Origin of the sequence: Delftia tsuruhatensis (assembly GCF_903815225.1) — a bacterium.
GTDB classification, from domain to species: domain Bacteria; phylum Pseudomonadota; class Gammaproteobacteria; order Burkholderiales; family Burkholderiaceae_C; genus Comamonas; species Comamonas tsuruhatensis_A.
In genome coordinates, this window is record NZ_LR813084.1 from 456,484 (window position 1) to 482,645 (window position 26,162).

The window sequence follows — 26,162 nt, forward strand, 5'->3', positions numbered from 1 at the left end:
GCCATACTGGCCCGGCAGATTTCCCCACACTCCCAAAGGAAAACCACGATGAAGAAAGTTTCTGCATGGACCCTGGCTGCCCTGGTCGCCACCACGGCCTTGCCGGCGTCCGCCCAGTTCGCCAAGTCCGAGGACGCCATCAAGTACCGGCAGGGCGCGCTGGCCGTGCTGGGCCAGCATTTCGGGCGTCTGGGCGCCATGGCCAATGGCAAGATCCCCTTCGACGCGAAGGCGGCACAGGAGGACGCCGAGGTGGTGGCCTTCATGGCCAGGCTGCCCTGGGCTGCATTTGGAGCGGGCACGGAGGGCGGAAAGGCCAAACCCGAAGTCTGGAAGGAGCAGACGAAATTCCACGATCTGTCCGACAAGATGCAGGCCGAGACTGCCAAGCTGGCGACTGCGGCCAAGTCGGGCAACCTGGATCAGGTCAAGGCCGCCTTCGGTCCGGCGGCTGCCAGCTGCAAGGCTTGCCACGACAGTTTCCGCAGCCGCTGATTGGCAGGACGATGAAAAAAACCGGCCAGACGCCGGTTTTTTTCATGCCGCAGCTTGCACCGTATCAGGCTTCGGCCAGCAGCTTTTCTATCAGCCGGTGCAACTCGGCGAAGTCGGGGGCGCCCACGTAGCGCTTCACGATCTCACCGCGCTTGTTGACGATGTAGGTGGTCGGGGTCAATTGCACATCGCCCCAGGCTTTGGCCACGGCGCCCGTGTTGTCCAGGGCCACCTTGAACGGCAGCTTGCGCGAGTCGGCGAAGTTCACCACATAGCTTGGCGGGTCGTAGCTCATGGCCACCGCCAGCGTGTCGAAGCCCCGGTCCTGGTACTTGTGGTGCGTGGCGATGATCTCGGGCATCTCCGCCACGCAGGTGGTGCAGCTCGTGGCCCAGAAGTTCACCAGGGTGACCTTGCCCTTGAGGTCGGCCGTGGTCTGCCTGCTGCCGTCGAGCAGCACGAAGGTGGACTGGGGCGCCGCCGCCTGGCCGGCGCCGGAGTACACCCATGCACCCATGCCGGCGGCTGTGGCGATCAATACGCCTGCGATCCAATGTTTGCTTGCCATAGCGTCGATTGTGCCCAAAGTTGTGCCCGAAGGCCTGCACGCATGTCGTGCACTGGCTTTCGATGCCGGGCAAGGGCAAAAGTTCGGGTCCGCGGGAGGCAGGGTGTGCCGATAATGCCGGCATGACATCAATGGCAGGCTTTTGGAGGCGCCGCGCACGGCGTGGCGTCCATGCGCTCGGACTTTCGCTGGCACTGGGTGCGCTGGCTGCGTGCAGTCCCAAGCTGGATTGGAGGCAGGTGACGGCCGAGGGCACGCCGCTGCACTTGCTGCTGCCCTGCGATCCGCAGGTCGCCACCCGGCCGGTGGAACTGGGCCAGGGGATGGTGCAGATGTCCATGATGGGCTGCGATGCCGATGGCGCGACCTATGCGGTTTCCCATTTCCTGGTCAGCGAGCCCTCCAGGGCCGCCGAGATGCTGTCGTACTGGCAGGCCGCCGTGCTGGGCCGGATGAATCCCGGAGCTGCGGGCCAGGCGCCCGCCGGTGCCAGGCAGCTGCATGCCAAGGAGGACGGACCTTTCTTGCCTGCTGGTGCGCTGAACCTGCCGCAGTCGCTTCGCACTACCTTCGAGGGCGTGGGCCCCCAGGGCTGGAAGCTGACGGCCTATGGCGTGTGGTTTGCACGAATGGAGCCGGGTGGCGCGCGCCTCTACCATGCCGTGATCTACAGCGACAAGCCGCGCACAGACGAGGCCAACAGCTTTTTCGGCAGCCTGCAACTGCAATAGAGACAGGTTCCGGAGCCATGGATGCGGGAGGCACCTGTGGCACGGGGCATGGCGCAGGGCTGTCGGCCGCCCTGCGCACGCACGCGCACGCCATAATCGACGCCGAACCCTGTGATTTCATGACCACGCGCATCCTTTTGCTCACCCACGCACCGCTGGCCCAGGCACTGCGCGAATGTGCCCTGCACGTATTCGCCGACAGCGCCGAGGATGTCCTCGCCCTGGATGTGCCCGCGCATGAGCCGCCGGAAGCCACCTTGATGCGTGCCGAGCAGTTGCTCGCGGAGTACGGTGGCCTGGCGGAACTGCCCACGCTGGTACTCACCGATCTCTTCGGTGCCACGCCCTGCAATGTGGCACAGCGCCTTGTGGCGCAGTTGCCCCAGGGCCGCCTGGTGGCGGGGGTGAATCTGCCGATGCTGCTGCGCTCCATAGGCTATCGCCACGAGGCGCTGGAAGCCGTGGCCGAGCGTGCCGTGGCGGGAGGCAGCCACGGCGTGATGCAGGTGGGCGTGAACACACCCCAGAACCAGAGTCCGCGACCATCCCATGATCAAGACCCCTATCACCATCAGCAATAAACTGGGCCTGCATGCCCGCGCCTCGGCCAAGCTCACCAAGCTCGCCGCCAGCTTCCCCTGCGAGGTCTGGATGAGCAAGGGGGAGCGGCGCATCAATGCCAAGAGCATCATGGGCGTAATGATGCTGGCTGCCGGCATGGGCTCGCAGGTGCTTCTGGAGACCGAAGGCGCCCAGGAGCAGGAGGCCATGGATGCGCTGACCGCACTGATCAACGACAAGTTTGGCGAAGGCCAGTGAGGTGTCGCAGCGCCGCTGGCGGCAGGTGAACACAACAGAGCAACACGCGCCGGACCTGGACGCTGCAGCAGTGCGACGGCCCGGGGCTTGCGCAGCAGCAGGCAAAGGACAGGCGCAATGACGTTTGCAATCCACGGGCTGGCCGTTTCGCGCGGCATCGCCATCGGGCGTGCGGTGGTGGTCGCCTCCAGCCGCATGGAGGTGGTGCACTACTTCATCCGCCCCGACCAGGTCGAAGCGGAAATCGACCGTGCCCGCGGCGCGCGCAATGCAGTCATCGAAGAACTGCGCCGCCTGCAGGAAGAGATGCCCAAGGACGCTCCGGGCGAACTGGATGCCTTGCTGGACGTGCATTTGCTGCTGCTCCAGGACGAGGCTCTGGCCGCCGCCATAAAGCACTGGATATCCGAGCGCCTGTACAACGCGGAATGGGCGCTGACCACGCAGCTGGAGATCGTCTCGCGCCAGTTCGACGAGATGGAGGACGAATACCTGCGCGAACGCAAGGCGGACCTCGAGCAGGTGGTCGAGCGCATCTTGCGGCATATGAAGGGCATGGCCAGCCCCGTTCCCGCTCCTGCCGCGGCAGCTGGCGTCGCGGGTGATGGCGCGCCGCAGCAGCCGCTGCTGCTCGACGGCGCGGCGGAGGCGCCGCTGGTCCTGGTGGCGCAGGACCTTTCGCCGGTGGACATGCTGCAGTTCAAGAGCCGATTGTTCGCCGGCTTCATCACCGCCGTGGGAGGGCGAACGTCGCACACGGCCATCGTGGCCCGCAGCATGGACATTCCTGCCGTCGTGGGGGCCCGTGCCGCAGGCCAGCTGATCCGCCAGGACGACTGGATCATCATCGACGGCAATGCGGGCATCGTCATCGTCGATCCCACGCCGATCATCCTGGCCGAGTACGGATTCCGCCAGCGCCAGAACGAGCTGGAGCGCGAGCGGCTGTCCCGCCTGCGGCACACGCCCGCGCTGACGCTGGATGGCGAGCGCATCGAGCTGCTGGCCAATATCGAGCAACCCGGCGACGGGCCTGCGGCCGTGCATGTGGGGGCGGTGGGCGTGGGCCTGTTCCGTACGGAATTCCTGTTCATGGGCCGTGGCGGCAACCTGCCGGGCGAGGAGGAGCAGTACCGGGCCTACCGCGAGGCCGTGGACGGCATGCAGGGCATGCCCGTGACCATCCGCACCCTGGACGTTGGGGCGGACAAGCCGCTGGACAAGGCGCAGCCCAAGGACTACTACCTGAACCCCGCCCTGGGCCTGCGTGCCATTCGATGGAGCCTGGCCGACCCCGCCATGTTCCGCACCCAGCTTCGCGCCATACTGCGTGCGGCCGCGCACGGGCAGATCCACCTGCTGTTTCCCATGCTGGCCCACCAAAGCGAGATCGAACAAACCCTTGCCCAGGTACGGATGGCCCAAGGCGAACTGGACGCTCGTGGCGTGGTCTACGGCCCCGTCAAGCTGGGGGCCATGATCGAAGTGCCGGCGGCCGCGCTGATGGTGCGTACCTTTCTGCGCTACTTCGACTTCCTGTCCATAGGCACCAACGATCTGATCCAGTACACGCTGGCCATAGACCGCGCCGACGAAACGGTGGCCCACCTCTACGATCCGCTGCACCCTGCCGTGCTCAAGTTGGTGGCCGATGTGATTGCCGAAGGCCGGGCACAGGGCAAGAGTGTCTGCGTCTGCGGCGAGGTGGCGGGCGACGTGGGCATGACCCGGCTGCTGCTGGGCCTGGGCCTGCGCAGCTTTTCCATGCATCCCGCGCAGATCCTGGCGGTCAAGCAGGAGGTCTTGCGCGCCGATACGCGCAAGCTCGCCCCCTGGGCCCAGGAAGTCGCCCGATCGGACCGTCCGGCCGCGATGCTGGCCACATGATGCGCGTGCCGGGTCGATGATTGCGTAAAAAGTTACATCTTTAATTGAGATTGATTCTCATTCTATGTTATAGTAGTCCCCAATGCAGCAAGAGACTCTCTGGTGGGGAATTCGAGCTGCAAGCCTTTTCAGTTTCATCGTGGGGCGACTCGCCAGGCCTGTTCAGCCTGCAGCAAGTCGGTTTGCCAGCCAGCGGTTTGCCGGTTAGCCAGGCTTTTTTTCTACGGTGCATCGAAAGGCGGTTTCCGCGACTCCATCAGTCAGGCAGGGCATGCGTCGGCACCCTGCCTTTTGTATTTGCCGGCGCACGATCAGGAAAAAGCCCCTGTCAGCGAGGCTGGCAGGGGCTTTCGATGCGGTGGATCGATGCGCGCAGGGCTCAGACACCGGCCGCGTGCGCCTGCTGGTCAGCGTGGTAGCTGGAGCGGACCATGGCGCCCACGGCGGCATGCGTGAAGCCCATCCTGTAGGCTTCTTCCTCGAACATCTTGAAGGTATCGGGGTGCACGTAGCGGCGCACCGGCAGGTGGCTGTTGCTGGGAGCCAGGTACTGGCCTATGGTCAGCATGTCGATGTCATGCGCACGCATGTCGCGCATCACCTGCAGGATCTCCTCGTCGGTCTCTCCCAGGCCGACCATGATGCCGCTCTTGGTCGGGACCTTGGGGTGCAGGGCCTTGAACTTCTTGAGCAGGTTCAGCGAGAACTGGTAGTCCGAGCCTGGGCGCGCTTCCTTGTACAGTCGCGGCGCGGTCTCCAGGTTGTGGTTCATCACATCGGGTGGCGCGGCCTTGAGGATTTCCAGCGCACGGTCGTCGCGGCCGCGGAAGTCGGGCACGAGGATCTCGATCTGGGTCTGCGGCGAGAGTTCGCGGATGTTCTTGATGCACTCCACGAAATGGCCGGAGCCACCGTCGCGCAGGTCATCGCGGTCCACGCTGGTGATCACCACGTACTTCAGGCGCAGCTCGGCGATGGTCCTGGCCAGGTTCAGCGGCTCGTTCGCGTCCAGCGGATCGGGGCGGCCGTGGCCCACGTCGCAGAACGGGCAGCGGCGCGTGCACTTGTCGCCCATGATCATGAAGGTGGCCGTGCCCTTGCCGAAGCATTCGCCGATGTTGGGGCAGGAGGCTTCCTCGCAGACCGTGTGCAGCTTGTTGGCGCGCAGGATGTCCTTGATCTCGTAGAAGCGCGTGGTCGGACTGCCGGCCTTGACGCGGATCCACTCGGGCTTCTTGAGCGCTTCGCCATGCTCGACCTTGATCGGGATGCGCGAGAGCTTCGCTGCCGCCTTCTGCTTGGCCAGCGGGTTGTACTCGGCTTGGGACTGCGCTTCGCGCACGACGGTGTTGGTGGTCATGGTTCTGGAGTCAGGGGGCGAGGCGGCGCTGCAGTTGAAGTCCCAGCACACGGGCGGCCTCGTCCCAGGTTGTCTGAACGCCGATTGTAGAAAGGTCCACCGTTTGCAGTCCTGCGTAGCCGCAAGGGTTGATCCGGCCGTAGGGTTCCAGGTCCATGGCCACGTTGAGGGCCACGCCGTGGTAGGTGCAATGCCGGCTGACCTTGATGCCCAGAGCGGCGATCTTGCCCAGGCCGGTGAAGTCGGGTTCGGGTGGGGTGGAGCCAGGCTCACGAAGGCGCGGTCGCTGCTCCAGCATGGCATGGCTGCCCGGGTCGTCCAGACGCACGTAGATGCCCGGCGCTCCGGCCACGCGATGGCCCGTCACGCCGAAATGCTCCAGCGTCCGCATGACCGCGTCCTCGATGCGAAAGACGTATTCCTTGACGAAGTAGCCCAGGCGCTGCAGGTCCAGCAATGGGTAGGCGACAACCTGACCCGGGCCGTGGTAGGTGACCTGGCCGCCACGGTTCGTGGCGACCACAGGGATATCGCCGGGGCTCAGCAAGTGGTCACTTCTTCCTGCGAGGCCTTGCGTGAAATGCGGTGCATGCTCGCAGATCCAGAGCTCATCGCGCGTGCCGTCTCCGCGTCCGCGCGTGAAGTCCTGCATGGCCTGCACCGTGGCCCCGTAGTCCGTTCGGCCCAGCAGGCGCAGGTCCAGGGGGCTCACAGCACCACTTTCACCAGCGGGTGCGAGGTGAAGGCACGGTACAGGTCGTCGAGTTGCTCGCGGCTGGTGGCGGTCACCGTGACGGTGACGCCCAGGTACTTGCCGCTGCTGCTGGGGCGCAGCTCGATGGTGCTGGCATCGAAGCCCGGATCGAAGCGTTCGGCGATCTGCGTGATCTCATGCACCAGGTGCTCGGACTTCACGCCCATGACCTTGATGGGAAAGCGCGACGGATACTCGATCAGCGAGTCCTTGCGCGGATCGGGCGTGGCATCGCCCGGGACGGAGGAAGGTGGAGAGGTGGGATCGCTCATGGGTGAATCAAGGTTAATCGCTTGTCGGCGAAGGTGATTGTGCGCTATCGTTCGCGCCCACAGGCAGCCAGGGGCTGCCGCGCCGCAGCAAACCACCAGTACAAGAACAACAGGCCGCCGCGGGTGCTGCGGCACATGTTGGCCTGCAGCCACAACTTCCGCCCCCCGAGCCAAATTGGACATGCCCGTAACAACCCCTATCTTCCGGCAGGGGTTTTTACTTATAATCAGGGGCTTTGTGAAAAAGTCTTGCCTGGTCAGCGGCCTTCGAGAAATCCATGAAAAACAACGCCGCCGACACAGACCTCGACTCGGAACTTGGTGACGAAGTTTCAGACTTCAAGCCCTTGACCGCGCAGGAAGCGCAGGACTGGCGGGCGCGCCATCCCCAGGTGTCGGTGTGGCGCATCGTGGCGGTGCAGGCGGTGGCTGGAGTGCTGACGGCACTGGTTGCGTGGCTGGTGACGGGGCGCGCGGCGGCAGGGTGGTCGGCTGCCTACGGGGCCTTGTCGGTGGTTCTTCCTGCGGCGCTTTTCGCACGTGCCGTGGTGCGCAGGCGGCCAGGTGGTGCCGCTGCGGCCATGGTGGGAATTTTTGGCTGGGAACTGGTGAAGCTGGTGCTGTGCATAGCCATGCTGGCGGCTGCACCCAGGCTGGTCCCGGGGCTGAGTTGGCTGGCGCTGCTGGCGGGCTTGGTGGTCGTCATGAAAACGTATTGGGTCGCACTGATAGTGCGCTCCAATGTCCGAAAAACCGATTGATATTTGAAGAGAAGTTGTCCGATGGCCGCAGACGCGCACGCACCCACTGCAAGTGAATACATCGTTCACCACCTGCAGCACCTCCAGAACATCAAGCAGAAGTCGATCATCGACTTTTCGGTCGTCAACCTGGACTCGATCGTCGTCAGCGTCACGCTGGGCGTGATCAGTCTGTTCGTGCTGTGGCTGGCTGCACGCAAGGCCACCTCGGGCGTGCCCGGCCGCTTCCAGGCGGCCGTGGAGCTGCTGGTCGAGATGGTGGACAACCAGGCCAAGGCCAACATCCACAACGCGCAAAGCCGCAAGTTCATCGCGCCCCTGGCGCTGACCGTGTTCGTCTGGATCTTCATGATGAACGCCATGGACATGCTGCCCGTGGACCTGCTGCCCGTGCTGTGGCAAGGCGTGCAGGGCGACTCGCACGCCTATCTGCGCGTGGTTCCCACCGCCGACCTGTCGACCACGCTGGGCCTGTCCTCGGCCGTGCTGATCCTGTGCTTCTTCTACAGCATCAAGATCAAGGGCATGGGCGGCTGGGCCCACGAACTGGTGACCGCTCCGTTCGGTACCAGCAAGAATCCCGTGTTTGCACTGATCCTGGGTGTCGTGAACCTGGCCATGCAAATCATTGAATATGTCGCCAAGACGGTCTCGCATGGCATGCGACTGTTCGGCAACATGTACGCTGGTGAGCTGGTGTTCTGTCTGATCGCTCTGATGGGCGGTGCGGCTGCCATGTCGCTTTCCGGTGTGTTGCTCCCCGTGGGGCACATCATTGCAGGCTCTATCTGGGCGATCTTCCACATTCTGATCATCACCCTGCAGGCCTTCATTTTCATGATGCTGACGCTGATCTACCTCGGCCAGGCGCATGAAGCCCACTGACCATTCCCTTTCTCTCTCAACCTTTCTCTTTCTTTAATCTCAGGAGTCATCATGGAAAACATTCTCGGTCTCGTCGCTCTGGCTTGTGGTCTGATCGTTGGTCTGGGCGCTATCGGCGCTTCGATCGGTATCGCCCTGATGGGTGGCAAGTTCCTGGAATCGTCGGCACGTCAGCCTGAGCTGATCAACGAACTGCAAACCAAGATGTTCATCTTGGCCGGCCTGATCGACGCCGCCTTCCTGATCGGCGTGGCCATCGCTCTGCTGTTCGCTTTCGCCAACCCCTTCGTCCTGGCCTAAGAGCTCCGATCAACGCCCTAGATAGAAAGGTGTTGCCGTGAGTATCAACGCGACCCTGTTCGTTCAGGCCATCGTCTTCCTGATCCTGGTGCTGTTCACGATGAAGTTCGTGTGGCCCCCGATCGCGAAGGCGCTGGATGAGCGAGCCCAGAAAATCGCCGATGGCCTCGCTGCTGCCGACAAGGCCAAGACCGACCTGGCCGCCGCCAACAAGCGCGTCGAGCAGGAACTGGCCCAGACGCGCAACGAGACGGCATCGCGGCTTGCGGACGCCGAACGCCGTGCCCAGGCCATCATCGAGGAAGCCAAGGCCCGTGCCTCCGAGGAAGGCAACAAGATTGTCGCCGCTGCACGTGCCGAGGCCGAACAGCAGACAGTCCAGGCCCGTGAAGCCCTGCGCGAGCAGGTGGCTGCACTGGCTGTCAAGGGTGCCGAGCAGATCCTGCGCAAGGAAGTGGATGCCGGCGTTCATGCCGACCTGCTGAACCGCCTGAAGACCGAGCTGTAAGGAAGAGCAAACATGGCAGAACTCGCCACCATTGCCCGTCCTTACGCAGATGCCCTGTTCAAGGCCAGCGCCCAGCAGGGCGCTGACCTGTCCGGCACTGTTGCCTGGGCGGAGGAATTGGCGGCGATTGCCGCCAACCCGCAATTGCGCCAGCTGGCCGACGACCCCAAGGTGACCCACGAACAGCTGTTCGACGTCATCAGCGGCGTGGCCGGCTCGGCATTGCCCGATGCCGCGCGCAACTTTTTGCGCGTCATCATCGAAAACGGTCGACTGCAAGCCCTGCCCGAGGTGGTGGCCCAGTTCCGCGCCCTCGTGAACCGCGCCGGTGGCTCGTCCGACGCCGTGGTCCAAAGCGCATTCCCCATCGACGCCGCCGCACTGGCCGCACTCGGGGTTTCGCTGGAGAAGCGTTTCGGCCGCAAGCTGAACCTGTCGGTGCAGCAAGATCAGTCCCTGATCGGTGGCATCCGCGTCGTGGTGGGTGATGAAGTGCTTGACACCTCCGTCAAGGCCCGCCTGGAACAAATGAAAGCGGCCCTCACTGCGTAACCACGCGACTGAGGTCTCGGCTAACCAAAGCTAAAGAAGGAAAGAGTCATGCAACTCAATCCCGCAGAAATTTCTGAACTGATCAAGAGCCGCATCGAGGGTCTGGCTGGCAGCAGCGACATCCGCAACGAAGGCACCGTGGTCTCGGTGACCGACGGTATCGTGCGCGTGCACGGCCTGTCGGACGTGATGCAAGGCGAAATGCTGGAATTCCCGGCAGGCAAGGACGGCCAGCCCTCCTTCGGCCTGGCGCTGAACCTGGAGCGCGACTCCGTCGGCGCCGTGATTCTGGGCGAGTACGAGCACATCTCCGAAGGCGACACCGTCAAGTGCACGGGCCGCATCCTGGAAGTGCCCGTCGGCCCCGAACTCATCGGCCGCGTGGTCAACGCCCTGGGCCAGCCCATCGACGGCAAGGGCCCCATCAACGCCAAGATGACGGACGTGATCGAGAAGGTCGCTCCCGGCGTGATCGCGCGCCAGTCCGTGGACCAGCCCCTGCAGACCGGCATCAAGTCCATCGACTCGATGGTGCCCGTGGGCCGTGGCCAGCGCGAACTGATCATCGGCGACCGCCAGACCGGCAAGACCGCCGTGGCCATCGACGCCATCATCAACCAGAAGGGCCAGGGCGTCACCTGCATCTACGTTGCGATCGGCCAGAAGGCTTCCTCGATCAAGAACGTGGTGCGTGCCCTGGAGCAGGCCGGCGCGATGGAATACACCATCGTCGTGGCGGCCACCGCATCCGAATCCGCTGCCATGCAGTACGTGTCGGCCTACTCGGGCTGCACGATGGGCGAATACTTCCGCGACCGCGGCCAGGATGCACTGATCGTCTATGACGACCTGTCCAAGCAGGCCGTGGCCTACCGCCAGGTCTCGCTGCTGCTGCGCCGTCCCCCGGGCCGTGAAGCCTTCCCTGGCGACGTGTTCTATCTCCACAGCCGCCTGCTCGAGCGCGCAGCCCGCGTGAATGCCGACTACGTCGAAGCCTTCACCAAGGGTGAAGTCAAGGGCAAGACCGGTTCGCTGACGGCCCTGCCCATCATTGAAACCCAGGCCGGCGACGTGTCCGCCTTCGTGCCCACCAACGTGATCTCGATCACGGACGGCCAGATCTTCCTGGAAACCAGCCTGTTCAACGCCGGTATCCGTCCCGCCATCAACGCCGGTATCTCGGTGTCGCGCGTCGGTGGCTCGGCCCAGACCAAGCTGGTCAAGGGTCTGTCCGGCGGTATCCGTACCGACCTGGCGCAGTACCGTGAGCTTGCTGCCTTCGCGCAGTTCGCCTCCGACCTGGACGAAGCCACCCGCAAGCAGCTGGACCGTGGCGCCCGCGTGACCGAACTGCTCAAGCAGGCCCAGTACAGCCCGCTGAACATCGCTCTGATGGGTGCAACGCTGTTCGCCGTGAACAAGGGCTACATGGACGACATCGAAGTCAAGCAAGTGCTGCCCTTCGAAGCCGGCCTGCACCAGTTCCTGAAGACCAGCCACGCTGCCCTGCTCGACCGCCTGCTGCAAAACCGTGCCTTCGACAAGGAAGGCAAGGACGAAGCCGAGCTGACGCAAGCCATCGTTGCGTTCAAGAAGTCGTTCGCTTAAACCGGACGAGGAACCATCATGGCAGCAGGTAAGGAAATTCGCGGCAAGATCAAATCGGTGGAAAACACCAAGAAGATCACGAAGGCCATGGAAATGGTGGCCGCATCCAAGATGCGCAAGGCGCAGGACCGGATGCTGGCAGCCCGTCCCTACAGCGAAAAGATCCGCAACATTGCAGCCCATCTTGGTCAGGCCAATCCCGAGTACGTTCACCCGTTCATGCAGGTGAACGATGCCAAGAAGGCCGGCGTCATCGTGGTGACGACCGACAAGGGACTGTGCGGCGGCATGAACACCAACGTGTTGCGTGCCGTGACCGGCAAGCTGCGCGAGCTGCAGGATCAAGGTGTGGCGATGGAAGCGGTGGCCATTGGCAACAAGGGCCTCGGTTTTCTGAACCGGGTCGGTGCCAAGGTGGTTTCGCATGCGACGGGCCTGGGCGACACCCCCCATCTCGAAAAGCTGATCGGCCCCGTCAAGGTGCTGCTGGACCAATACGCTGAAGGCAAGCTGAACGCCGTGTACCTGAGCTACACCAAGTTCATCAACACCATGAAGCAGGAGTCCGTGGTGGAGCAGCTGCTCCCCCTGTCGTCCGAGCAGTTGCAGGCCGACAAGACTTCCGGTCACAGCTGGGACTATATCTACGAGCCCGACGCCCAGTCCGTCATCGACGAGCTGCTGGTGCGCTACGTGGAGTCCCTCGTGTACCAGGCGGTTGCGGAAAACATGGCGTCCGAGCAATCGGCGCGCATGGTGGCCATGAAGGCCGCTACCGACAACGCCGGCAACGTCATCAGCGAGTTGAAGCTGGTCTACAACAAGACGCGCCAGGCAGCCATCACGACCGAACTGTCGGAAATCGTGGCTGGCGCCGCTGCGGTGTAAACGGCTTTAACAGACCAACAAATTGGAGCGAAAAATGGCTCAAGTACAAGGCAAGATTGTTCAATGTATCGGCGCCGTGGTGGACGTGGAGTTCCCGCATGGCCAGATGCCCAAGGTGTATGACGCGCTCAAGCTCGAAGGCTCTGCCCTGACGCTGGAAGTGCAGCAGCAGCTGGGCGACGGCGTGGTGCGTACCATTGCCCTGGGTTCGTCCGACGGCCTCAAGCGCGGCCTGATGGTGACCAACACCGGCAACCCGATCAGCGTGCCCGTGGGCAAGGCCACCCTGGGCCGCATCATGGACGTGCTGGGCAACCCCATCGACGAGCGCGGCCCCGTGGACCAGTCGCTGACGGCGGCCATCCACCGCAAGGCGCCCGCCTATGACGAGCTGTCCCCCTCGCAGGAACTGCTGGAGACCGGCATCAAGGTGATTGACCTGGTGTGCCCGTTCGCCAAGGGCGGCAAGGTGGGTCTGTTCGGTGGCGCCGGCGTGGGCAAGACCGTGAACATGATGGAACTCATCAACAACATCGCCAAGGCCCACAGCGGTCTGTCGGTGTTCGCCGGTGTGGGTGAGCGTACCCGCGAAGGCAATGACTTCTATCACGAAATGTCGGACGCCGGCGTGGTCAACCAGGAAAGCCTGGGCGACTCCAAGGTGGCCATGGTCTACGGCCAGATGAACGAGCCGCCGGGCAACCGTCTGCGCGTGGCCCTGACCGGCCTGACGATGGCCGAAGCCTTCCGCGACGAAGGCCGTGACGTGCTGTTCTTCGTGGACAACATCTACCGCTACACCCTGGCCGGTACCGAAGTGTCCGCTCTGCTGGGCCGCATGCCTTCCGCCGTGGGCTACCAGCCGACGCTGGCCGAGGAAATGGGCCGCCTGCAAGAGCGTATTACGTCCACCAAGGTGGGCTCGATCACCTCGATCCAGGCCGTGTACGTCCCTGCCGACGACTTGACCGACCCCTCGCCCGCCACGACGTTCGCCCACTTGGACTCCACCGTGGTGCTGTCGCGTGACATCGCTGCCCTGGGTATCTACCCCGCCGTGGATCCGCTGGACTCCACCAGCCGCCAGCTGGACCCGCAAGTGGTCGGTGCCGAGCACTACCAGGTCGCCCGCGAAGTGCAGGGCACGCTGCAGCGCTACAAGGAACTGCGTGACATCATCGCGATTCTGGGCATGGACGAACTGGCTCCCGAGGACAAGCTGACCGTGGCCCGCGCCCGCAAGATCCAGCGTTTCCTCTCGCAGCCTTTCCACGTGGCCGAAGTGTTCACCGGCGCTCCCGGCAAGTACGTGTCGCTGGCCGAAACCATCCGTGGTTTCAAGATGATCTGCGCCGGCGAGTGCGACCATCTGCCCGAGCAGGCCTTCTACATGGTTGGCACCATCGACGAAGCCTTCGAGAAGGCCAAGAAGCTGGCGGCTTGAAGATGAGGCACCCCCTGAGCGACTGCGTCGCTTCCCCCTCTCTCGCTTCGCGGGAGGGGGACGATGCCTTCGCTGCGGGGCGGCCCTTGCTCGGCATCCCTGGCTTGGGCCACGCCAGTTTCAGGTTCCAGACCCCTTTTCTGAGGAGCAAAGATGAACACCATCCACGTTGATGTGGTCAGTGCCGAAGAGTCCATCTTCTCCGGTGAAGCGCGCTTTGTCGCCCTGCCCGGTGAATCCGGCGAACTGGGCATTTTCCCCCGCCACACGCCGCTGATCACGCGCATCAAGCCCGGCTCGGTGCGCATCGAGATGGCGGACGGTAGCGAAGAGTTCGTCTTCGTGGCCGGCGGCATCCTGGAAGTGCAGCCCAACTGCGTGACCGTGCTGTCCGACACCGCCATCCGCGGCGCCGACCTGGACGCCGAGAAGGCCGAGAAGGCCAAGCTCGAAGCCGAGGAAGCACTGAAGAACGCCAAGAGCGAGATCGATCTGGCGCGTGCACAGTCCGAGCTGGCTGTCATGGCCGCCCAGATCGCTGCCCTGCGCAAGTTCCGCCAAAAGCGTTGAGCCCCCGTGGCTTGCCCGCAAGAAAGCCGCCCGAGGGCGGCTTTTTCTTTGTCCTGCCGGGCTCAGTCGCCGCAGCGCGCCTGGTACACGTAGGTCACAGCGTTGTCCTTGGGGTCGACCGTGCGCGACTTGTGCGTCACGGCCTTGGCGGGAACGGGACACAGGGCGCGGATCTGCTGCTCGCAGCGCTTGGGATCATCTTCGCGCAGCTTGCAACTGAGCACGTAGTCGTATTCCTGCGAGTCGTCGAGGATGGGGCTGGCGCAGGCGCTCAACGCCAGCACGGTGGCCAGCAAGCCCAGGCGGGCCAGGGTGTTCTTCATGGTGTGGATGCTCCTTGATGAAATGGCGTGACGCTATCACAGCCACGGCATCGGTGGTAGGCCGATGAGCGGGGCCGCGAGATGTCCGGTTTCTCCTCAGGGGCGCTGTATCACCGGCGCGTCGGGCAGATTGTCCCCGCTGTCGGGCACCGCGTGCTGCGGGTCACGTGGAAAATTCGTCTCCAGCAGCAGGCTCACCCGCTCCAGCGCTGCTGTCAGGCCCATGGTGTAGTGGCAACCCTGGAAGGCGGCTCCCATGTCGCTGACCAGGGTCTGCCATTGCTCGGCGGGCAGCGTTCGTGCCAGGGCACGGTCGGCAACGATCTCGACGGCGTGGTCGGCGAGCAGCAGATAGATCAGGGCACCGTTGTTGTGCTCGGTATCCCAGACACGCAGCTTGCCGAACAGCGTGATGGCGCGTTCACGCGGCATGGCATCGCGCCAGATGTAGCTGGAAGGCAGGCCCGGCTCGACACAGATGCGGATCTGGCCCGTGTGGCGCTGCTCGCTCATGGTGATCAGGCGCTCCAGCTCGGCCAGGGTTTCGGGCGGAAGCGCGCGCCGCAGTTGCCCCTCTGCCCAGCGGTGGCGCAGCAGCCGTGCCAGACGCCCCGCCAGGCCTCTGATTCCTCGTGCCATCTCACCAGCTCCCCGAGGCACCACCGCCTCCAAAACTGCCGCCTCCACCGGAGCTGAAGCCGCCGCCGCGGCCTCCTCCGCCAAAGCCTCCGCCGCCACCAAACCCGCCTCCCCAGCCCCCGCCACCCCCGCTTCTGCCGGACCGGCCGCTGCCCAGCAGGGTGAACAGCAGAGCAACGATCCCCGCTGTGCCGGCCATGAGCAGGCTGGCTGTCACCACGTAGGCGGCAATGCCGGCCCCCACGCCTGTCAGCACCGAGGCCAGCGGCCGTCCCAGCACCGAGCGCAGGATGGGCCCCAGTATGGCCACGCCGAAAAAGAAGAACAACATCAGATCCTCCATGTCGAAGCCTTTGTCCCGGCTTCGGGTGGAGGGGCTGCCGGAGGAGGGGGCAGGCAGCTGCTCGCCTGCGATGCGTGCCGCGACCTGGTCCAGTGCCGCAGTGATGCCGCCTGCATAGTCGCCCTGGCGAAAGCGCGGCGCCATCTGCTGGTCGATGATGCGCGCGGCGGCCAGGTCGGGGATGGCACCTTCCAGCGCGCGGGCCACCTCCAGGCGCATGCGCCTGTCGTCCTTGGCGATCACGATCAGCAGGCCATCACCCACGTCGCGGCGGCCGATCTTCCAGCCGCTGGCCACACGCCAGGCATAGGCTGCAATGTCTTCGGGCGCCGTCGTGGCCACCATCAGCACCACCACCTGCGAGCCGGACTTCTGCTCTATGCCGCGCAGCCTGTCCTCGATGGCGCGGGCCTGCTCGGCCGACAAGGTGCCCGTCTGGTCCATGAGCCGGGCCGACAGCACCGGCACTGGCTGCGGCGATTGTGCCAGTACAGCGCCGGACAGCAATGTCGCCAGGACCAGCGCACACAGCGTGCGCCAGAGCAGCTCCAGGGACATGGGCACGGCTTACTTGTTCCCGAAGTCCACGGTCGGCGGGCGCGATATCTCGGCTTCGTTCTGCACGCTGAAGCTGGGCTTGGGCTCGTAGCTGAAGACCTTGGCCGTCAGATTGGTGGGAAAGCTGCGTGCCAGCACGTTGTAGGACTGCACGGCCTGGATGTACTGGTTGCGCGCCACGGTGATGCGATTTTCCGTGCCCTCCAGCGTGACGCGCAGGTCACGGAAGCCCTGGTTGGCCTGCAGCTGGGGGTAGCGTTCGGCAACGACCATCAGGCGTGACAGCGCCCCGGACAGCTCGCCCTGGGCCTGCTGGAACTTGTTGAAAGCCTCGGGGTTGTTGATCAGTTCGGGCGTGGCCTGGATGGAGGTGGCCTTGGAACGTGCCTCGATGACCCTGGTCAGCGTGTCCTGCTCGAAGTTGGCCTCTCCCTTGACGGAAGCCACGATGTTGGGCACCAGGTCGGCGCGCCGCTGGTACTGGTTGAGCACTTCGCTCCAGGCCGACTTGGTCTGCTCGTCCAGGCGCTGGAAGTCGTTGTAGCCGCAGCCGGTCAGCGCCAGGACCGTGGCGAGCGTGGCAAGAAGACGTTTCATGTAATGACAGCCTCGCAGCGAAAATGGACACGGTGAGTATCGCGCAACGTCTTGCGCGGCGCGATGCCGGCGATTGTGCCGCTGTGCGTGCATGCGGTGCTGTAGGGAAAGAGGCCATTGCGGCAGGCAAGGGGCCTTGCAGGGCATCGGCGGGGCATAGGCAGGAAGGACACCCATGCAGGATTTCACGTCGGTGGGCTGGCTGCGCGGTGGCCATGCCCAGACCATCTGGCCCGCACTGTTTGCGCAGCGTGGCGCGGCCGGTGCCTGGTGCTGGGAGCGCTGGGAGGCACCGGACGGCGACTTCATCGATGTCGCGCTGGGCATGGCGGACCAGGCTCCGGCCGGGGCCCCCTGGCTGCTGCTGTTCCATGGACTCGAAGGCTCGTTCGCCAGCCACTATGCGCAAGCCATGGCCCAGGCCGCGCGCGAGCGGGGCTGGCATCTGGCCCTGCCGCATTTCAGGGGCTGTGGGGGCGAGATCAATCGGGCACCCAGGGCCTACCACTCGGGCGATGCCGACGAGATCGGCTGGATCGTGCAGCGCATGCGCCGGCGCGCCCCGGGTCCGCTGTATGCGGTGGGCGTGTCTCTGGGAGGCAATGCGCTGGCGCGCTGGGCCGGCCTTCAGGCGGGCGCTGCGCGCGGCCTGCTCCAGGGCCTGGCCGTGGTGAGCGCGCCGCTGGATCTGTCTGCCAGCGGCACGGCCCTGGGGCGGGGCCTGAATCGCGCCATCTACACGCGCATGTTCATGCGGACCCTGGTCCCCAAGGCCCTGGCCAAGTGGCGCCAGTATCCGGGCCTGTTCGACCGTGAGGCGGTGCTGCGCGCACGCGATCTTCGGGCCTTTGACGACGCCTTCACGGCACCGGTCCATGGTTTTCTTGGAGTGAGCGACTACTGGCTGCGCGCATCGGCGTTCCCCGTGCTGGGCGACATCGCCGTGCCTGCGCTGCTGCTCAATGCCCGCAACGATCCCTTCGTCCCGGCTGAAAGCCTTCCCGAGCGTGCCAGCGTCGGCGACCGGGTTACGCTCTGGCAACCGCCGCATGGAGGTCACGTGGGCTTTGCCCAGGGGCGCTGGCCCGGTCATGTGCTGGCCATGCCGCGGGCCGTGACCTCGTGGCTGGCACAGCAAGCGAAAGGATGAGTGCAATGGACGATATCGTGAAACAGGCCATGGCCAAGTGGCCCAACGTGCCGGCATGCAGTGGCTGGCTGGGGCTGGATGCGCGGGGGCAATGGCATCTTCGCGACGATGTGGCGCAGGCCTGTGGAAGCTTCGCCAGTGGCAACCCTGGCGCGAAGGGGGCCCTGGTTCGACACGAAAAGCTTGCCGAGTTCATCGGCCGCAATTACCTGGCCGAATCCGATGGCCGCTGGTTTTTCCAGAATGGCCCGCAGCGTGTCTATGTGGAACTGGAGTGCACACCCTGGGTCTGGCGGCTGCGCTGGGATGGGACCTCGCTGGCCCTGCACAGCCATGTGGGCGTGTCGCTCGATGCACGCACGGTCCATGCTGCCATGGTCGACGAAGAGGGACGCCTGTACCTGGCCTTGTCCCAGGGACTGGGTCTGGTCCATACCCAGGACATGCTCGATGCCGCGTCGGCGCTGGAGGCCGGCCTGCTGCCCGCCTGCGAGGAAGTTCTCAGCGATACGCTGCCGAAACACTACGGCTTCATTCGCAGCCCCCAGATGCACAAAGCCGGCTGAAGCCGGCTTTGTGTGGTGCGCAGACTGTGCGCGGTGTCAGTTGGATGGTGCGGTTGCCGCGGCACCCTCAGCGGCTGGTGCCTGGGGCTCGTCGAACTTGCCACCCGCGGCATTGGCCATGTAGACCACGCCGCGTGCGATCTCGGTGTCGTTGAAGTCGCCCCCGCCTTGCGGAGCCATGGCGCCCTTGCCCTTGAGTGCCGAATGCACGAGGGCTTCCAGGCCTTGCGACAGGCGGGGACCCCAGGCCGCGGCGTCCTCGAACTTGGGAGCGCCCGCGGCACCGGTGGCGTGGCATGCGGCGCACTGGCCCTTGAAGACTTCCTCGCCCGAGCGCAGGGGGCGGTTGGCGTCACGGATCTCGACGAGACCGATCTTCTGCAGGCGCTGTGCCTTGGCCATCTCCGTCTGGGAGGCGCCTGCCCCTGCCTTGTCGGCCGAACTCACATACTGCACGAGCCCGATGATCACGAACACCGGGACCACGAACGAGAGAAACACGGCTATCAGCAGCTGCCTGGGGTTCTTGATCGGGCCCGTATGGGCTTCTTCGGTGTGGGTTGCGCTCATGAAGTCCTCTTGTATGGTCGGGGGCGTGAGTCAACAGCAAATTATATCGACGGCCCCTTTGCAGACACTGCGCGCAGACCCGGGTTGACCTGGGACGCACATATGCCATGAGATGGATCAAGCAATTTGCAAATGTCGCTGAAACAGCGTTGCAGGCGATTTTTTGCACAGGCCATGGCGCCGCAATGAAAAAAGGGTGTCCGCCTTGCGGCGGACACCCTTTGCATTCAGCCCGCAGGCTTACTGCACAGTGGCAGGTGATACCGGGGAGGCCATTGCCGTCCCGTCCGTCCAGCCACCGCCCAGGGCCTTGTACAGCTCGATCTGGTTGAGCAGCTGGGCCAGGCGCACACTGACCGTGGACTGCTCCAGCGCGAACAGGGAGCGCTGGGCATCGAGCAGGTCAAGGTAGCTGGCCACGCCGTTGCTGTAGCGCAGATCGGACAGCTTCAGGCGTGCCTGCTCGGCTTCGAGCTGGGCACGCTGGGCCGTGATCTGGTCGCGCAGCGTGTCCTGGCTGTCCAATGCGTCGGAGACCTCGCGGAAGGCGCTCTGGATGGACTTCTCGTACTGCGCGATGGCCACTTCGCGCTCGACCTTGGCCACGGCCAGGTTGGCTGAATTGCGCCCGGCATCGAAGATGGGCAGCAGGGCCGAGGGTGCCAGGGTGAAGCCCCAGCTGCCGCTCTTGAACAGACCCGACAGCTCATTGCTGACCGTGCCGAACTGTCCCGTCAAGGCGATGCGCGGGAAGAAGGCCGCGCGTGCGGCGCCGATGTTGGCATTGGCGCTGATCAGCTGCTGCTCGGCCTGGCGGATGTCGGGACGCTGCGTGAGCAGGTCCGAGGGCAGGCCCGCCGGCACGGCCGGCAGGTCCGCCGTGTCGCGCAGGCCCTGGCTGGCGCCGAGGCTGGCGCTCAGCTCTGCAGGCAGGGGCTGGCCCAGCAGCAGGACCAGGGCATTCTCGTCCAGCGCGCGCTGGCGCTGCTGCTGCGCCAGCGTGGCGCGCGCGGCTTCGGTCAGCGAGACGGCCTGGCGGTAGTCCAGCTCGGAAGCCACGCCCGTGTCGAAGCGCAGCTTGGTCAGCTTGATCGACTCCTCGCGGGTCTGCAGTGTGTCGCGCGAGATCTTCAGCAGCTGCTCATCGGCCAGCAGCGTGTACCAGCCGCTGGCGACGGCGGCCACCAGGCTGGTCTGCGCCGCACGGCGCGCTTCCTCGCTGGCCAGGTATTGCGCCAGGGCCGCTTCCTTGAGGCTGCCGATGCGGCCGAAGAAGTCCAGTTCCCAGGAGGTGACGGCCAGGCCGACCTGGTAGCTGTTGACGTACTTGCTGCCCGATCCCGTGGTGTTGGGCGCCCGGCTGGCATTGACGCCCGCGTTCACCGTCGGGAACTGGTCGGCACGCGTGATCCGGTACTGGGCCTGGGCGCGCTCGATATTGAGCGCGGCCACGCGCAGGTCGCGGTTGTTGTCCAGCGCGAGGCGCACCAGCTGCTGCAGGCGCGGGTCCTGGAAGTAGTCCTGCCAGCCCAACTGGGCGGCTGCCGTGCCGCCCGCTGCGGCAGCGGTGGCGTCGGCGCGCGCGTACTGGGCAGCGACTGGAGCGGCGGGGCGCTCGTAGGTGGGGATGAGCGAGCATCCCGCCAGGAGCAGGGCGGTGGCGATGGCCACCGGGGTACTGCGATTAATCATGGCTCAAGGCCTCCTTGCCGGCCGGTGCGGACGGCGGGTTGTGCGATTTGATCTTGCCCTTGAACAGCTTGCGCACCACGACGAAGAAGGTGGGCACGAACAGCACGGCCAGCACGGTGCCGGTGACCATGCCGCCGAGCACCCCGGTGCCGATGGCACGCTGGCTCGCGGAGCTGGCGCCCGAGGCGATCACCAGCGGCACCACGCCCAGGCCGAAGGCCAGCGAGGTCATGATGATCGGGCGGAAACGCAGGTGGGCAGCCTCCAGCGCGGCCTCGATGAGGCCCTTGCCTTCGGCTTGCAGGTCCTTGGCGAACTCCACGATCAGGATGGCGTTCTTCGCCGACAGGCCGATCACCGTGACCAGACCGATCTGGAAGTACACGTCGTTGGAGTAGTTGCGCAGCAAGGTGGCGAGCACCACGCCCAGCAGGCCCAGCGGCACGACCAGGATCACCGACAGCGGGATGGACCAGCTCTCGTACAACGCGGCCAGGCACAGGAACACGGCCAGGATGGCGAAGGCATACAGGAACATGGCCTGCGAGCCCGCGAGCTTTTCCTCGCGCGACTGGCCGGTCCACTCGAAGCCGAAGCCTTCGGGCAGCTTGGCAGCCAGCTTCTCCATCTCGGCCATGGCATCGCCCGAGCTGAAGCCGGGGGCGGCCGAGCCTTCCAGGCGCACGGCCGGATAGCCGTTGTAGCGCACGGTCTGCTGGGCGCCCTTGACCCACTTGGTGGTGGCGAAGGCCGACAGCGGAACGGCATCGCCCTTGGCGTTGCGCGCGTTCAGGCGCAGCAGATCGTCGGGCTGCATGCGGGCCGGTGCATCGGCCTGCACGATCACGCGCTGCAGACGTCCCTGGTTGGGGAAGTCGTTGACGTAGGACGAGCCCAGCGCGGTGGACAGCGCGGCGTTGATGGACGTGAAATCCACGCCCAGCGCGTTGGCCTTGTCGCGGTCGATCTCGATGCGCAGCTGGGGCGCGTCCTCCAGACCATCGGGGCGTACGCCGGTCAGCACCTTGCTCTGTCCGGCCATGCCTAGCAGCATGTTGCGGGCATTGATCAGTGCTTCATGGCCGTGGCCGGCACGGTCCTGCAGGCGGAACGAGAAGCCCACGGCGTTGCCCAGCTCGGGGATGGGCGGCGGGTTCACCGCGAACACGAAGGCATCGCGGATGCCGGACGTCATGCCCATGATGCGGCCCGTCATCGCGTCCACCGTGGAGTCCGCGCCCTTGCGCTCGGACCAGTCCTTGAGCGGCACGAAGGCAAGCGCGGCGTTCTGGCCCTGGCCGGAGAAGCTGAAGCCCAGCACGCTGACCATGTTGGCCACTTCGGGCTGCGGCAGCACGGCTTCTTCCACCTGCTTCATCACCTCCAGCGTGCGCTCCTTGGCGGCGCCAGGGGGCAGTTGCACGTTGACGATGAAGTAGCCCTGGTCCTCGGTCGGCAGGAACGAGGTCGGCAGGCCGCGGAAGACCACCACGGCGGCGGCGATCACGGCCAGGTACACGCCGATCATCAGGATGGAGCGCTTGAGCAGGCGGCCCACCCAGCCCTCGTAGGACTTGGCGTAGCGGGCGAAGGTGCGGTTGAACCAGCCGAAGAAGCCCTTCTTTTCGTGATGGTGTCCGGCTTCCACTGGCTTGAGCAGCGTCGCGCACAGCGCGGGCGTCAGCGTCAGTGCCATGAAGGCCGAGAAGCCGATGGAGGCCACCATCACGATGGAGAACTGGCGGTAGATGTTGCCGGTGGACCCCGCGAAGAAGGCCAGCGGGATGAACACCGCGATCAGCACCAGCGTGATGCCCACGATGGCGCCCGAGATCTGGCCCATGGCCTTGATGGCCGCGTCGCGTGGCGACAGGCCTTCCTCGCTCATGATGCGCTCGACGTTCTCCACCACCACGATGGCGTCGTCCACCACGATGCCGATGACCAGCACCATGCCGAACATGGCCAGCACGTTGATCGAGAAGCCCACGGCCTGCATGACGGCGAAGGTGCCCAGCAGCGCGATCGGCACCACGATGGTCGGGATCAGCGTGTAGCGCCAGTTCTGCAGGAACAGGAACATCACCAGGAACACGAGCACGATGGCTTCCAGCAGCGTGTGTGCCACCTTTTCGATGGAGATGCTCACGAACTTGGAGCTGTCATAGGGGATGGAGTAGCTCACGCCCTTGGGGAAGAACTTCTGCAGCTCCTCCATGCGCGCGTGCACGGCCTTGGCCGTGGCCAGCGCATTGCCGCTGGGGGTCAGCTGAACGCCGATGCCCACGGCATCCTTGCCGTTCAGGCGCGCCGAGGTCGCGTAGCTCTGGCCGCCTATCTCCACCGTGGCCACGTCCTTGAGGCGCACGGTCGATCCGTCGGCGTTGGCGCGCAGCACGATGCGCTCGAACTGGTCCACGGACGACAGCTGGCCCTTGACCGTCACCGTGGCGGCGATCTTCTGGCCCGTGATGTTGGGCAAGTCGCCGATGGCGCCGCTGGCCACCTGGGCGTTCTGGCTGCGGATGGCAGCCGTCACGTCCTCGATGGACAACTTGTAGCCCTGGAGCTTGGCGGGGTCGAACCAGATGCGCATCGCCTTTTCGGAGCCGAACAGCTGGGCCTGGCCCACGCCGGCCACGCGCTGGATCTCCGGCACGATGTTGCGCGAGGCATAGTCGCCCAGGGCCACGGTGTCGTAGGTCTTGGTGTCCTCGGAGGACAGCATGATGAACATCAGGAAGTTGCGGGCCGCCTTGTCCACGCGCACGCCCTGCTGCGTCACGGACGCGGGCAGGCGCGGTGTGGCACGCGAGAGGCGGTTTTGCACATCCACCTGGGCCAGGTCCTCGTTGGTGCCGGGCTCGAAGCTGATGGTGATGCTGCCCGTGCCGTCGGCCTGGGCCACCGATTCCATGTAGACCAGGCCGGGCGAACCGTTCATCTCGCGTTCGATCACGGACAGCACGCTGTCCTCGAGCACCTGCGCCGACGCGCCGGGATAGGCCGTGTTGATGACGATGGCCGGCGGGGCCACCTTGGGGTATTGAGCGATCGGGAGCTTGGTGAGCGCCAGACCACCGATGACGATGATGAATAGCGCGATCACCCATGCAAAGATCGGTCGATCGATAAAGAACTTGGCCATTGCTGAGCCTCTTGATTACTTCTTGTCTGCCTGGTCCGCAGGCTTGGCGTCGGCCGCGGCTTGCGGGGCTGGCGCTGCCGCGCCGGCCGGCTTCTGGGCACTCGCGGCCTCGGGCTGCCAGGGCACGGGCTTGACCGGTGTGCCCGGCGGCAGCATCTGCAGCTTCTGGAAGCCGTCGACCATGACCTTCTCGCCTGGTTGCAGGCCTTCGCTGACCAGCCACTGGTTGTTCTGGGCCGTGGTCACCTTCACCGGACGCTTGGTGATCTTGCCGTCATCGCTGACCACGCTCACGGTGTCGCCGGTCTCGGTACGCGTCACTGCCTGCTGGGGTACGGCGATGGCATTGGAAGCCTGGGCCTGTTCCATGCGCACGCGCACATACATGCCCGGCAGCAGCAGGCCCTTGGGATTGGGCACCTCGGCGCGCAACGTGACCTGGCCCGTGGAGCTGTCCACCGTCAGGTCGGTGAACAGCAGCTTGCCCTTGAGTTCATAGGGCGTGCCATCGTCCAGGCGCACTTCGATGCTCGCGGCCTCGGCGCCGTCCGCCTTCTTGAGCTTGCCCTGTTCCATCGCTCGGCGCAGCCGGAAGGCCTCGCTGGACGACTGGGTGAAGTTCACATAGACGGGATTGATCTGCTGGACCACGGCCAGCGGAGTGGCCTCGCCCTGGCCTACCAGGGCGCCTTCGGTCACCAGCGACTGGCCGATGCGGCCGGAGATGGGGGCCGTGACACTGGTGTAGCCCAGATTGATCTCGGCCGTGCGCACCGCCGCCTTGCCGGCGGCAACGTCGGCCTGGGCCTGCTTGTAGGCGGCTTCGGCATTGACGAAGTCCTGCTTGCTGATGGCGTTGGCAGCCACCAGCGGACGGTAGCGTTCGAGCTGTGCCAGCGCCTGGGCCTGGTTGGCTTCGGCGCGGGCCTGCGTGGCCTTGGCGCTTTGCAGCGTGGCCTGGTAGGGCGCCGGATCGATGCGATAGAGCACCTGGCCGGCCTTGACGTCGCTGCCTTCCTTGAACAGGCGCTCCTGCAGGATGCCGGCGCTGCGGGCACGGATCTGGGCCACGCGGCGCGCATCCACGCGGCCGGGCAATTCGGTCACAAGGCCCACATCGGCGGCGGTGGCGACCACCACGCCCACGGGGACGGCGGGCATCTGCTGCTGCGCGGCAGCCTGTTCTTCAGGTTTTTTCCCGCAGGCCACCAGGGCCATTGCGGCGGCGACGGCAAGGGCCACGGTGGTGAGGCGCAGACTGCTGTAGGGGGACGGAGCGGCTGACACATTGCTGCGTGTGCTGGGCATGATGGGTCCTTGTGCTGAATCAAATAACGATGTTGACGTTCCGGTCAGCGCTATCCGGAACGCCCGTGTCCACGGGCAAGTCGCGGATTATACATACATACATGAATGTATAATGACCGCAGTTGCTGCAAGGCGGCGCAAAGCAAGGCGTAGCGTGGCATGGCCGGGCTCAACGATGGAAGGAAATACATCTTGGCACGACGAACGAAAGAAGATGCGTTTGCAACGCGCAACAGTTTGCTGGATGCGGCGGAGCAGGTTTTCTATGAGCAGGGTGTCGCCCGGGCCTCCCTCAACGAGATCGCCCAGCGGGCCGGTGCCACGCGTGGTGCGGTCTACTGGCATTTCAAGGACAAGCTCGACCTTTTCTATGCCATGCTGGACCGGGTCACGCTGCCTCTGGAGCAGGCGGCCTACAGTGGCTGCGAGGACGACTCCAGGTGCGATGCGCTGGAGTATGTGCGGCGCCTCATGGGGGTGGTCTTCGGGCGCATCGTGGATGACGACAGCACGCGCCGCGTCTTCGAGATCCTGTTGCTCAAGGTGGAGTACGTGGGTGAGCTCATGCCGGTGCAGGAGCGCAACCGGGCGGCGCTGGACGCTTTCTCGGTACGTCTGGAGGTGGCTCTGCGCGCCGCCGCCGAAAGCCATGCGGTGGATATGCCCATGCCGGCGCATCAGGCCTCGATCGCGTTGTGCGCCATGTTCGATGGACTGCTGCAGAGCTGGTTGCTGGGGCGGGCCTTCGATCTCAAGCAGGTAGGTGCCCAGGCGGTGGACGTCTGCCTGCGGGGTCTGGGCTTTGCGGTGCCGCAGGCGCCTGCTCAATGAGCGTGCAGGGTGATGGGGCTTGTGCGCACTGGTGC

At 65.1% G+C, this 26,162-nt stretch carries 28 protein-coding genes and 1 pseudogene; 17 read left to right on the plus strand and 12 right to left on the minus strand.

Going from position 1 to position 26,162, the window contains the following annotated elements:
- Positions 1 to 48: 48 nt before the first annotated feature.
- Positions 49 to 495, plus strand: a complete 447-nt coding sequence (locus tag L1Z78_RS02115; protein ID WP_234639932.1) for a c-type cytochrome — start codon at positions 49 to 51, stop codon at positions 493 to 495.
- 64 nt (positions 496 to 559) lie between these two features.
- Here L1Z78_RS02115 and L1Z78_RS02120 read toward each other — a convergent pair whose 3' ends face one another.
- A complete protein-coding gene (locus L1Z78_RS02120; RefSeq protein ID WP_234639933.1) occupies positions 560 to 1,063 on the minus strand; it encodes a TlpA disulfide reductase family protein in 504 nt (167 codons plus the stop codon).
- Positions 1,064 to 1,185: 122 nt separating this feature from the next.
- Between L1Z78_RS02120 and L1Z78_RS02125 the strand changes: the two genes are divergently transcribed.
- From L1Z78_RS02125 to ptsP, 4 genes are all read left to right on the plus strand, one after another.
- Positions 1,186 to 1,794, plus strand: coding sequence for a hypothetical protein (locus tag L1Z78_RS02125; protein ID WP_234639934.1), 609 nt, complete (start codon positions 1,186 to 1,188; stop codon positions 1,792 to 1,794).
- A 119-nt stretch (positions 1,795 to 1,913) separates the two neighbouring features.
- Positions 1,914 to 2,375 (plus strand): PTS sugar transporter subunit IIA, encoded by a 462-nt coding sequence (locus tag L1Z78_RS02130; protein ID WP_234639935.1) that lies wholly within the window; start codon positions 1,914 to 1,916, stop codon positions 2,373 to 2,375.
- Positions 2,344 to 2,613 (plus strand): HPr family phosphocarrier protein, encoded by a 270-nt coding sequence (locus L1Z78_RS02135; RefSeq protein WP_234639936.1) that lies wholly within the window; start codon positions 2,344 to 2,346, stop codon positions 2,611 to 2,613. Before L1Z78_RS02130 ends, L1Z78_RS02135 begins: the two co-directional genes overlap by 32 nt.
- A gap of 117 nt (positions 2,614 to 2,730) precedes the next feature.
- On the plus strand, positions 2,731 to 4,500 hold the full coding sequence (gene ptsP / locus L1Z78_RS02140) for a phosphoenolpyruvate--protein phosphotransferase (RefSeq protein WP_234639937.1): 1,770 nt from the start codon (positions 2,731 to 2,733) through the stop codon (positions 4,498 to 4,500).
- Positions 4,501 to 4,879: 379 nt separating this feature from the next.
- Here ptsP and lipA read toward each other — a convergent pair whose 3' ends face one another.
- From lipA to L1Z78_RS02155, 3 genes are read right to left on the minus strand one after another with little or no spacing between them, the layout of a single operon-like run.
- Positions 4,880 to 5,860: a lipoyl synthase gene (lipA, locus tag L1Z78_RS02145; protein ID WP_234639938.1), complete on the minus strand. Its 981-nt coding sequence runs from the start codon at positions 5,858 to 5,860 to the stop codon at positions 4,880 to 4,882.
- A gap of 10 nt (positions 5,861 to 5,870) precedes the next feature.
- Positions 5,871 to 6,512, minus strand: coding sequence for a lipoyl(octanoyl) transferase LipB (gene lipB / locus L1Z78_RS02150; protein WP_234642072.1), 642 nt, complete (start codon positions 6,510 to 6,512; stop codon positions 5,871 to 5,873).
- A gap of 56 nt (positions 6,513 to 6,568) precedes the next feature.
- Entirely contained in the window at positions 6,569 to 6,886 is a 318-nt protein-coding gene (locus L1Z78_RS02155; protein ID WP_234639939.1) for a YbeD family protein, read from the minus strand.
- A gap of 278 nt (positions 6,887 to 7,164) precedes the next feature.
- Between L1Z78_RS02155 and L1Z78_RS02160 the strand changes: the two genes are divergently transcribed.
- The 9 genes from L1Z78_RS02160 to L1Z78_RS02200 all read left to right on the plus strand — a co-directional run bounded on the left by L1Z78_RS02160 (position 7,165) and on the right by L1Z78_RS02200 (position 14,402).
- Positions 7,165 to 7,647: an ATP synthase subunit I gene (locus L1Z78_RS02160; RefSeq protein ID WP_234639940.1), complete on the plus strand. Its 483-nt coding sequence runs from the start codon at positions 7,165 to 7,167 to the stop codon at positions 7,645 to 7,647.
- A gap of 21 nt (positions 7,648 to 7,668) precedes the next feature.
- The gene (atpB, locus tag L1Z78_RS02165; protein ID WP_234639941.1) at positions 7,669 to 8,532 is read left to right on the plus strand and encodes a F0F1 ATP synthase subunit A; all 864 of its coding nucleotides are present in this window, start codon (positions 7,669 to 7,671) and stop codon (positions 8,530 to 8,532) included.
- Between the two features lie 51 nt (positions 8,533 to 8,583).
- A complete protein-coding gene (gene atpE, locus L1Z78_RS02170; protein WP_011803767.1) occupies positions 8,584 to 8,832 on the plus strand; it encodes a F0F1 ATP synthase subunit C in 249 nt (82 codons plus the stop codon).
- A gap of 37 nt (positions 8,833 to 8,869) precedes the next feature.
- Positions 8,870 to 9,340: a F0F1 ATP synthase subunit B gene (locus L1Z78_RS02175; protein ID WP_234639942.1), complete on the plus strand. Its 471-nt coding sequence runs from the start codon at positions 8,870 to 8,872 to the stop codon at positions 9,338 to 9,340.
- Between the two features lie 12 nt (positions 9,341 to 9,352).
- A complete protein-coding gene (locus L1Z78_RS02180; RefSeq protein ID WP_234639943.1) occupies positions 9,353 to 9,892 on the plus strand; it encodes a F0F1 ATP synthase subunit delta in 540 nt (179 codons plus the stop codon).
- Between the two features lie 48 nt (positions 9,893 to 9,940).
- Entirely contained in the window at positions 9,941 to 11,500 is a 1,560-nt protein-coding gene (atpA, locus tag L1Z78_RS02185; RefSeq protein ID WP_234639944.1) for a F0F1 ATP synthase subunit alpha, read from the plus strand.
- An 18-nt stretch (positions 11,501 to 11,518) separates the two neighbouring features.
- Positions 11,519 to 12,388 (plus strand): F0F1 ATP synthase subunit gamma, encoded by an 870-nt coding sequence (atpG, locus tag L1Z78_RS02190; RefSeq protein WP_234639945.1) that lies wholly within the window; start codon positions 11,519 to 11,521, stop codon positions 12,386 to 12,388.
- Between the two features lie 34 nt (positions 12,389 to 12,422).
- Positions 12,423 to 13,832 carry a F0F1 ATP synthase subunit beta gene (atpD, locus tag L1Z78_RS02195; protein ID WP_234639946.1) on the plus strand — a complete coding sequence of 470 codons (1,410 nt, stop codon included), beginning with the start codon at positions 12,423 to 12,425 and terminating at the stop codon, positions 13,830 to 13,832.
- Positions 13,833 to 13,985: 153 nt separating this feature from the next.
- Complete coding sequence (locus tag L1Z78_RS02200) at positions 13,986 to 14,402, plus strand: F0F1 ATP synthase subunit epsilon (RefSeq protein WP_234639947.1); 417 nt, start codon at positions 13,986 to 13,988, stop codon at positions 14,400 to 14,402.
- Between the two features lie 62 nt (positions 14,403 to 14,464).
- On the opposite strand, the gene L1Z78_RS02205 is transcribed toward L1Z78_RS02200, so the two are convergent.
- The 4 genes from L1Z78_RS02205 to L1Z78_RS02220 all read right to left on the minus strand — a co-directional run bounded on the left by L1Z78_RS02205 (position 14,465) and on the right by L1Z78_RS02220 (position 16,862).
- The gene (locus L1Z78_RS02205) at positions 14,465 to 14,725 is read right to left on the minus strand and encodes a hypothetical protein (protein ID WP_234639948.1); all 261 of its coding nucleotides are present in this window, start codon (positions 14,723 to 14,725) and stop codon (positions 14,465 to 14,467) included.
- 96 nt (positions 14,726 to 14,821) lie between these two features.
- Positions 14,822 to 15,364 carry a TPM domain-containing protein gene (locus L1Z78_RS02210; protein ID WP_234639949.1) on the minus strand — a complete coding sequence of 181 codons (543 nt, stop codon included), beginning with the start codon at positions 15,362 to 15,364 and terminating at the stop codon, positions 14,822 to 14,824.
- A 1-nt stretch (position 15,365) separates the two neighbouring features.
- Positions 15,366 to 16,265, minus strand: a complete 900-nt coding sequence (locus L1Z78_RS02215) for a TPM domain-containing protein (RefSeq protein WP_234642073.1) — start codon at positions 16,263 to 16,265, stop codon at positions 15,366 to 15,368.
- A 9-nt stretch (positions 16,266 to 16,274) separates the two neighbouring features.
- Positions 16,275 to 16,862 carry a LemA family protein gene (locus L1Z78_RS02220; RefSeq protein WP_234639950.1) on the minus strand — a complete coding sequence of 196 codons (588 nt, stop codon included), beginning with the start codon at positions 16,860 to 16,862 and terminating at the stop codon, positions 16,275 to 16,277.
- A gap of 175 nt (positions 16,863 to 17,037) precedes the next feature.
- Here L1Z78_RS02220 and L1Z78_RS02225 point away from each other — a divergent pair, with 175 nt between their 5' ends.
- Together L1Z78_RS02225 and L1Z78_RS02230 are read left to right on the plus strand one after the other, a co-directional pair.
- Positions 17,038 to 18,012 carry a YheT family hydrolase gene (locus tag L1Z78_RS02225; RefSeq protein ID WP_234639951.1) on the plus strand — a complete coding sequence of 325 codons (975 nt, stop codon included), beginning with the start codon at positions 17,038 to 17,040 and terminating at the stop codon, positions 18,010 to 18,012.
- 5 nt (positions 18,013 to 18,017) lie between these two features.
- Positions 18,018 to 18,578 (plus strand): DUF2946 family protein, encoded by a 561-nt coding sequence (locus L1Z78_RS02230; RefSeq protein WP_234639952.1) that lies wholly within the window; start codon positions 18,018 to 18,020, stop codon positions 18,576 to 18,578.
- 48 nt (positions 18,579 to 18,626) lie between these two features.
- Here the strand turns inward: L1Z78_RS02230 and L1Z78_RS02235 are convergent.
- From L1Z78_RS02235 to L1Z78_RS02250, 4 genes and pseudogenes are all read right to left on the minus strand, one after another.
- Positions 18,627 to 19,148, minus strand: a pseudogene (locus L1Z78_RS02235) (c-type cytochrome); the annotation flags it as partial.
- A 240-nt stretch (positions 19,149 to 19,388) separates the two neighbouring features.
- The gene (locus L1Z78_RS02240; protein ID WP_234639954.1) at positions 19,389 to 20,840 is read right to left on the minus strand and encodes an efflux transporter outer membrane subunit; all 1,452 of its coding nucleotides are present in this window, start codon (positions 20,838 to 20,840) and stop codon (positions 19,389 to 19,391) included.
- On the minus strand, positions 20,833 to 23,988 hold the full coding sequence (locus L1Z78_RS02245) for an efflux RND transporter permease subunit (protein WP_234639955.1): 3,156 nt from the start codon (positions 23,986 to 23,988) through the stop codon (positions 20,833 to 20,835). Before L1Z78_RS02245 ends, L1Z78_RS02240 begins: the two co-directional genes overlap by 8 nt.
- Positions 23,989 to 24,003: 15 nt before the next feature.
- Positions 24,004 to 25,296 (minus strand): efflux RND transporter periplasmic adaptor subunit, encoded by a 1,293-nt coding sequence (locus L1Z78_RS02250; RefSeq protein ID WP_234639956.1) that lies wholly within the window; start codon positions 25,294 to 25,296, stop codon positions 24,004 to 24,006.
- A 192-nt stretch (positions 25,297 to 25,488) separates the two neighbouring features.
- Here L1Z78_RS02250 and L1Z78_RS02255 point away from each other — a divergent pair, with 192 nt between their 5' ends.
- The gene (locus tag L1Z78_RS02255; protein WP_234642074.1) at positions 25,489 to 26,127 is read left to right on the plus strand and encodes a TetR family transcriptional regulator; all 639 of its coding nucleotides are present in this window, start codon (positions 25,489 to 25,491) and stop codon (positions 26,125 to 26,127) included.
- Positions 26,128 to 26,162: the final 35 nt, after the last annotated feature.

What these genes read in the sequence shown, in the direction of transcription:
- L1Z78_RS02115 (WP_234639932.1), top strand. Translation starts at nt 49, where the DNA reads ATGAAGAAAGTTTCTGCATGGACCCTGGCTGCCCTGGTCGCCACCACG.
- L1Z78_RS02120 (WP_234639933.1), bottom strand. Translation starts at nt 1,063, where the DNA reads ATGGCAAGCAAACATTGGATCGCAGGCGTATTGATCGCCACAGCCGCC.
- L1Z78_RS02125 (WP_234639934.1), top strand. Translation starts at nt 1,186, where the DNA reads ATGACATCAATGGCAGGCTTTTGGAGGCGCCGCGCACGGCGTGGCGTC.
- L1Z78_RS02130 (WP_234639935.1), top strand. Translation starts at nt 1,914, where the DNA reads ATGACCACGCGCATCCTTTTGCTCACCCACGCACCGCTGGCCCAGGCA.
- L1Z78_RS02135 (WP_234639936.1), top strand. Translation starts at nt 2,344, where the DNA reads ATGATCAAGACCCCTATCACCATCAGCAATAAACTGGGCCTGCATGCC.
- ptsP (WP_234639937.1), top strand. Translation starts at nt 2,731, where the DNA reads ATGACGTTTGCAATCCACGGGCTGGCCGTTTCGCGCGGCATCGCCATC.
- lipA (WP_234639938.1), bottom strand. Translation starts at nt 5,860, where the DNA reads ATGACCACCAACACCGTCGTGCGCGAAGCGCAGTCCCAAGCCGAGTAC.
- lipB (WP_234642072.1), bottom strand. Translation starts at nt 6,512, where the DNA reads ATGCAGGACTTCACGCGCGGACGCGGAGACGGCACGCGCGATGAGCTC.
- L1Z78_RS02155 (WP_234639939.1), bottom strand. Translation starts at nt 6,886, where the DNA reads ATGAGCGATCCCACCTCTCCACCTTCCTCCGTCCCGGGCGATGCCACG.
- L1Z78_RS02160 (WP_234639940.1), top strand. Translation starts at nt 7,165, where the DNA reads ATGAAAAACAACGCCGCCGACACAGACCTCGACTCGGAACTTGGTGAC.
- atpB (WP_234639941.1), top strand. Translation starts at nt 7,669, where the DNA reads ATGGCCGCAGACGCGCACGCACCCACTGCAAGTGAATACATCGTTCAC.
- atpE (WP_011803767.1), top strand. Translation starts at nt 8,584, where the DNA reads ATGGAAAACATTCTCGGTCTCGTCGCTCTGGCTTGTGGTCTGATCGTT.
- L1Z78_RS02180 (WP_234639943.1), top strand. Translation starts at nt 9,353, where the DNA reads ATGGCAGAACTCGCCACCATTGCCCGTCCTTACGCAGATGCCCTGTTC.
- atpA (WP_234639944.1), top strand. Translation starts at nt 9,941, where the DNA reads ATGCAACTCAATCCCGCAGAAATTTCTGAACTGATCAAGAGCCGCATC.
- atpG (WP_234639945.1), top strand. Translation starts at nt 11,519, where the DNA reads ATGGCAGCAGGTAAGGAAATTCGCGGCAAGATCAAATCGGTGGAAAAC.
- atpD (WP_234639946.1), top strand. Translation starts at nt 12,423, where the DNA reads ATGGCTCAAGTACAAGGCAAGATTGTTCAATGTATCGGCGCCGTGGTG.
- L1Z78_RS02200 (WP_234639947.1), top strand. Translation starts at nt 13,986, where the DNA reads ATGAACACCATCCACGTTGATGTGGTCAGTGCCGAAGAGTCCATCTTC.
- L1Z78_RS02205 (WP_234639948.1), bottom strand. Translation starts at nt 14,725, where the DNA reads ATGAAGAACACCCTGGCCCGCCTGGGCTTGCTGGCCACCGTGCTGGCG.
- L1Z78_RS02210 (WP_234639949.1), bottom strand. Translation starts at nt 15,364, where the DNA reads ATGGCACGAGGAATCAGAGGCCTGGCGGGGCGTCTGGCACGGCTGCTG.
- L1Z78_RS02215 (WP_234642073.1), bottom strand. Translation starts at nt 16,265, where the DNA reads ATGTCCCTGGAGCTGCTCTGGCGCACGCTGTGTGCGCTGGTCCTGGCG.
- L1Z78_RS02220 (WP_234639950.1), bottom strand. Translation starts at nt 16,862, where the DNA reads ATGAAACGTCTTCTTGCCACGCTCGCCACGGTCCTGGCGCTGACCGGC.
- L1Z78_RS02225 (WP_234639951.1), top strand. Translation starts at nt 17,038, where the DNA reads ATGCAGGATTTCACGTCGGTGGGCTGGCTGCGCGGTGGCCATGCCCAG.
- L1Z78_RS02230 (WP_234639952.1), top strand. Translation starts at nt 18,018, where the DNA reads ATGGACGATATCGTGAAACAGGCCATGGCCAAGTGGCCCAACGTGCCG.
- L1Z78_RS02240 (WP_234639954.1), bottom strand. Translation starts at nt 20,840, where the DNA reads ATGATTAATCGCAGTACCCCGGTGGCCATCGCCACCGCCCTGCTCCTG.
- L1Z78_RS02245 (WP_234639955.1), bottom strand. Translation starts at nt 23,988, where the DNA reads ATGGCCAAGTTCTTTATCGATCGACCGATCTTTGCATGGGTGATCGCG.
- L1Z78_RS02250 (WP_234639956.1), bottom strand. Translation starts at nt 25,296, where the DNA reads ATGCCCAGCACACGCAGCAATGTGTCAGCCGCTCCGTCCCCCTACAGC.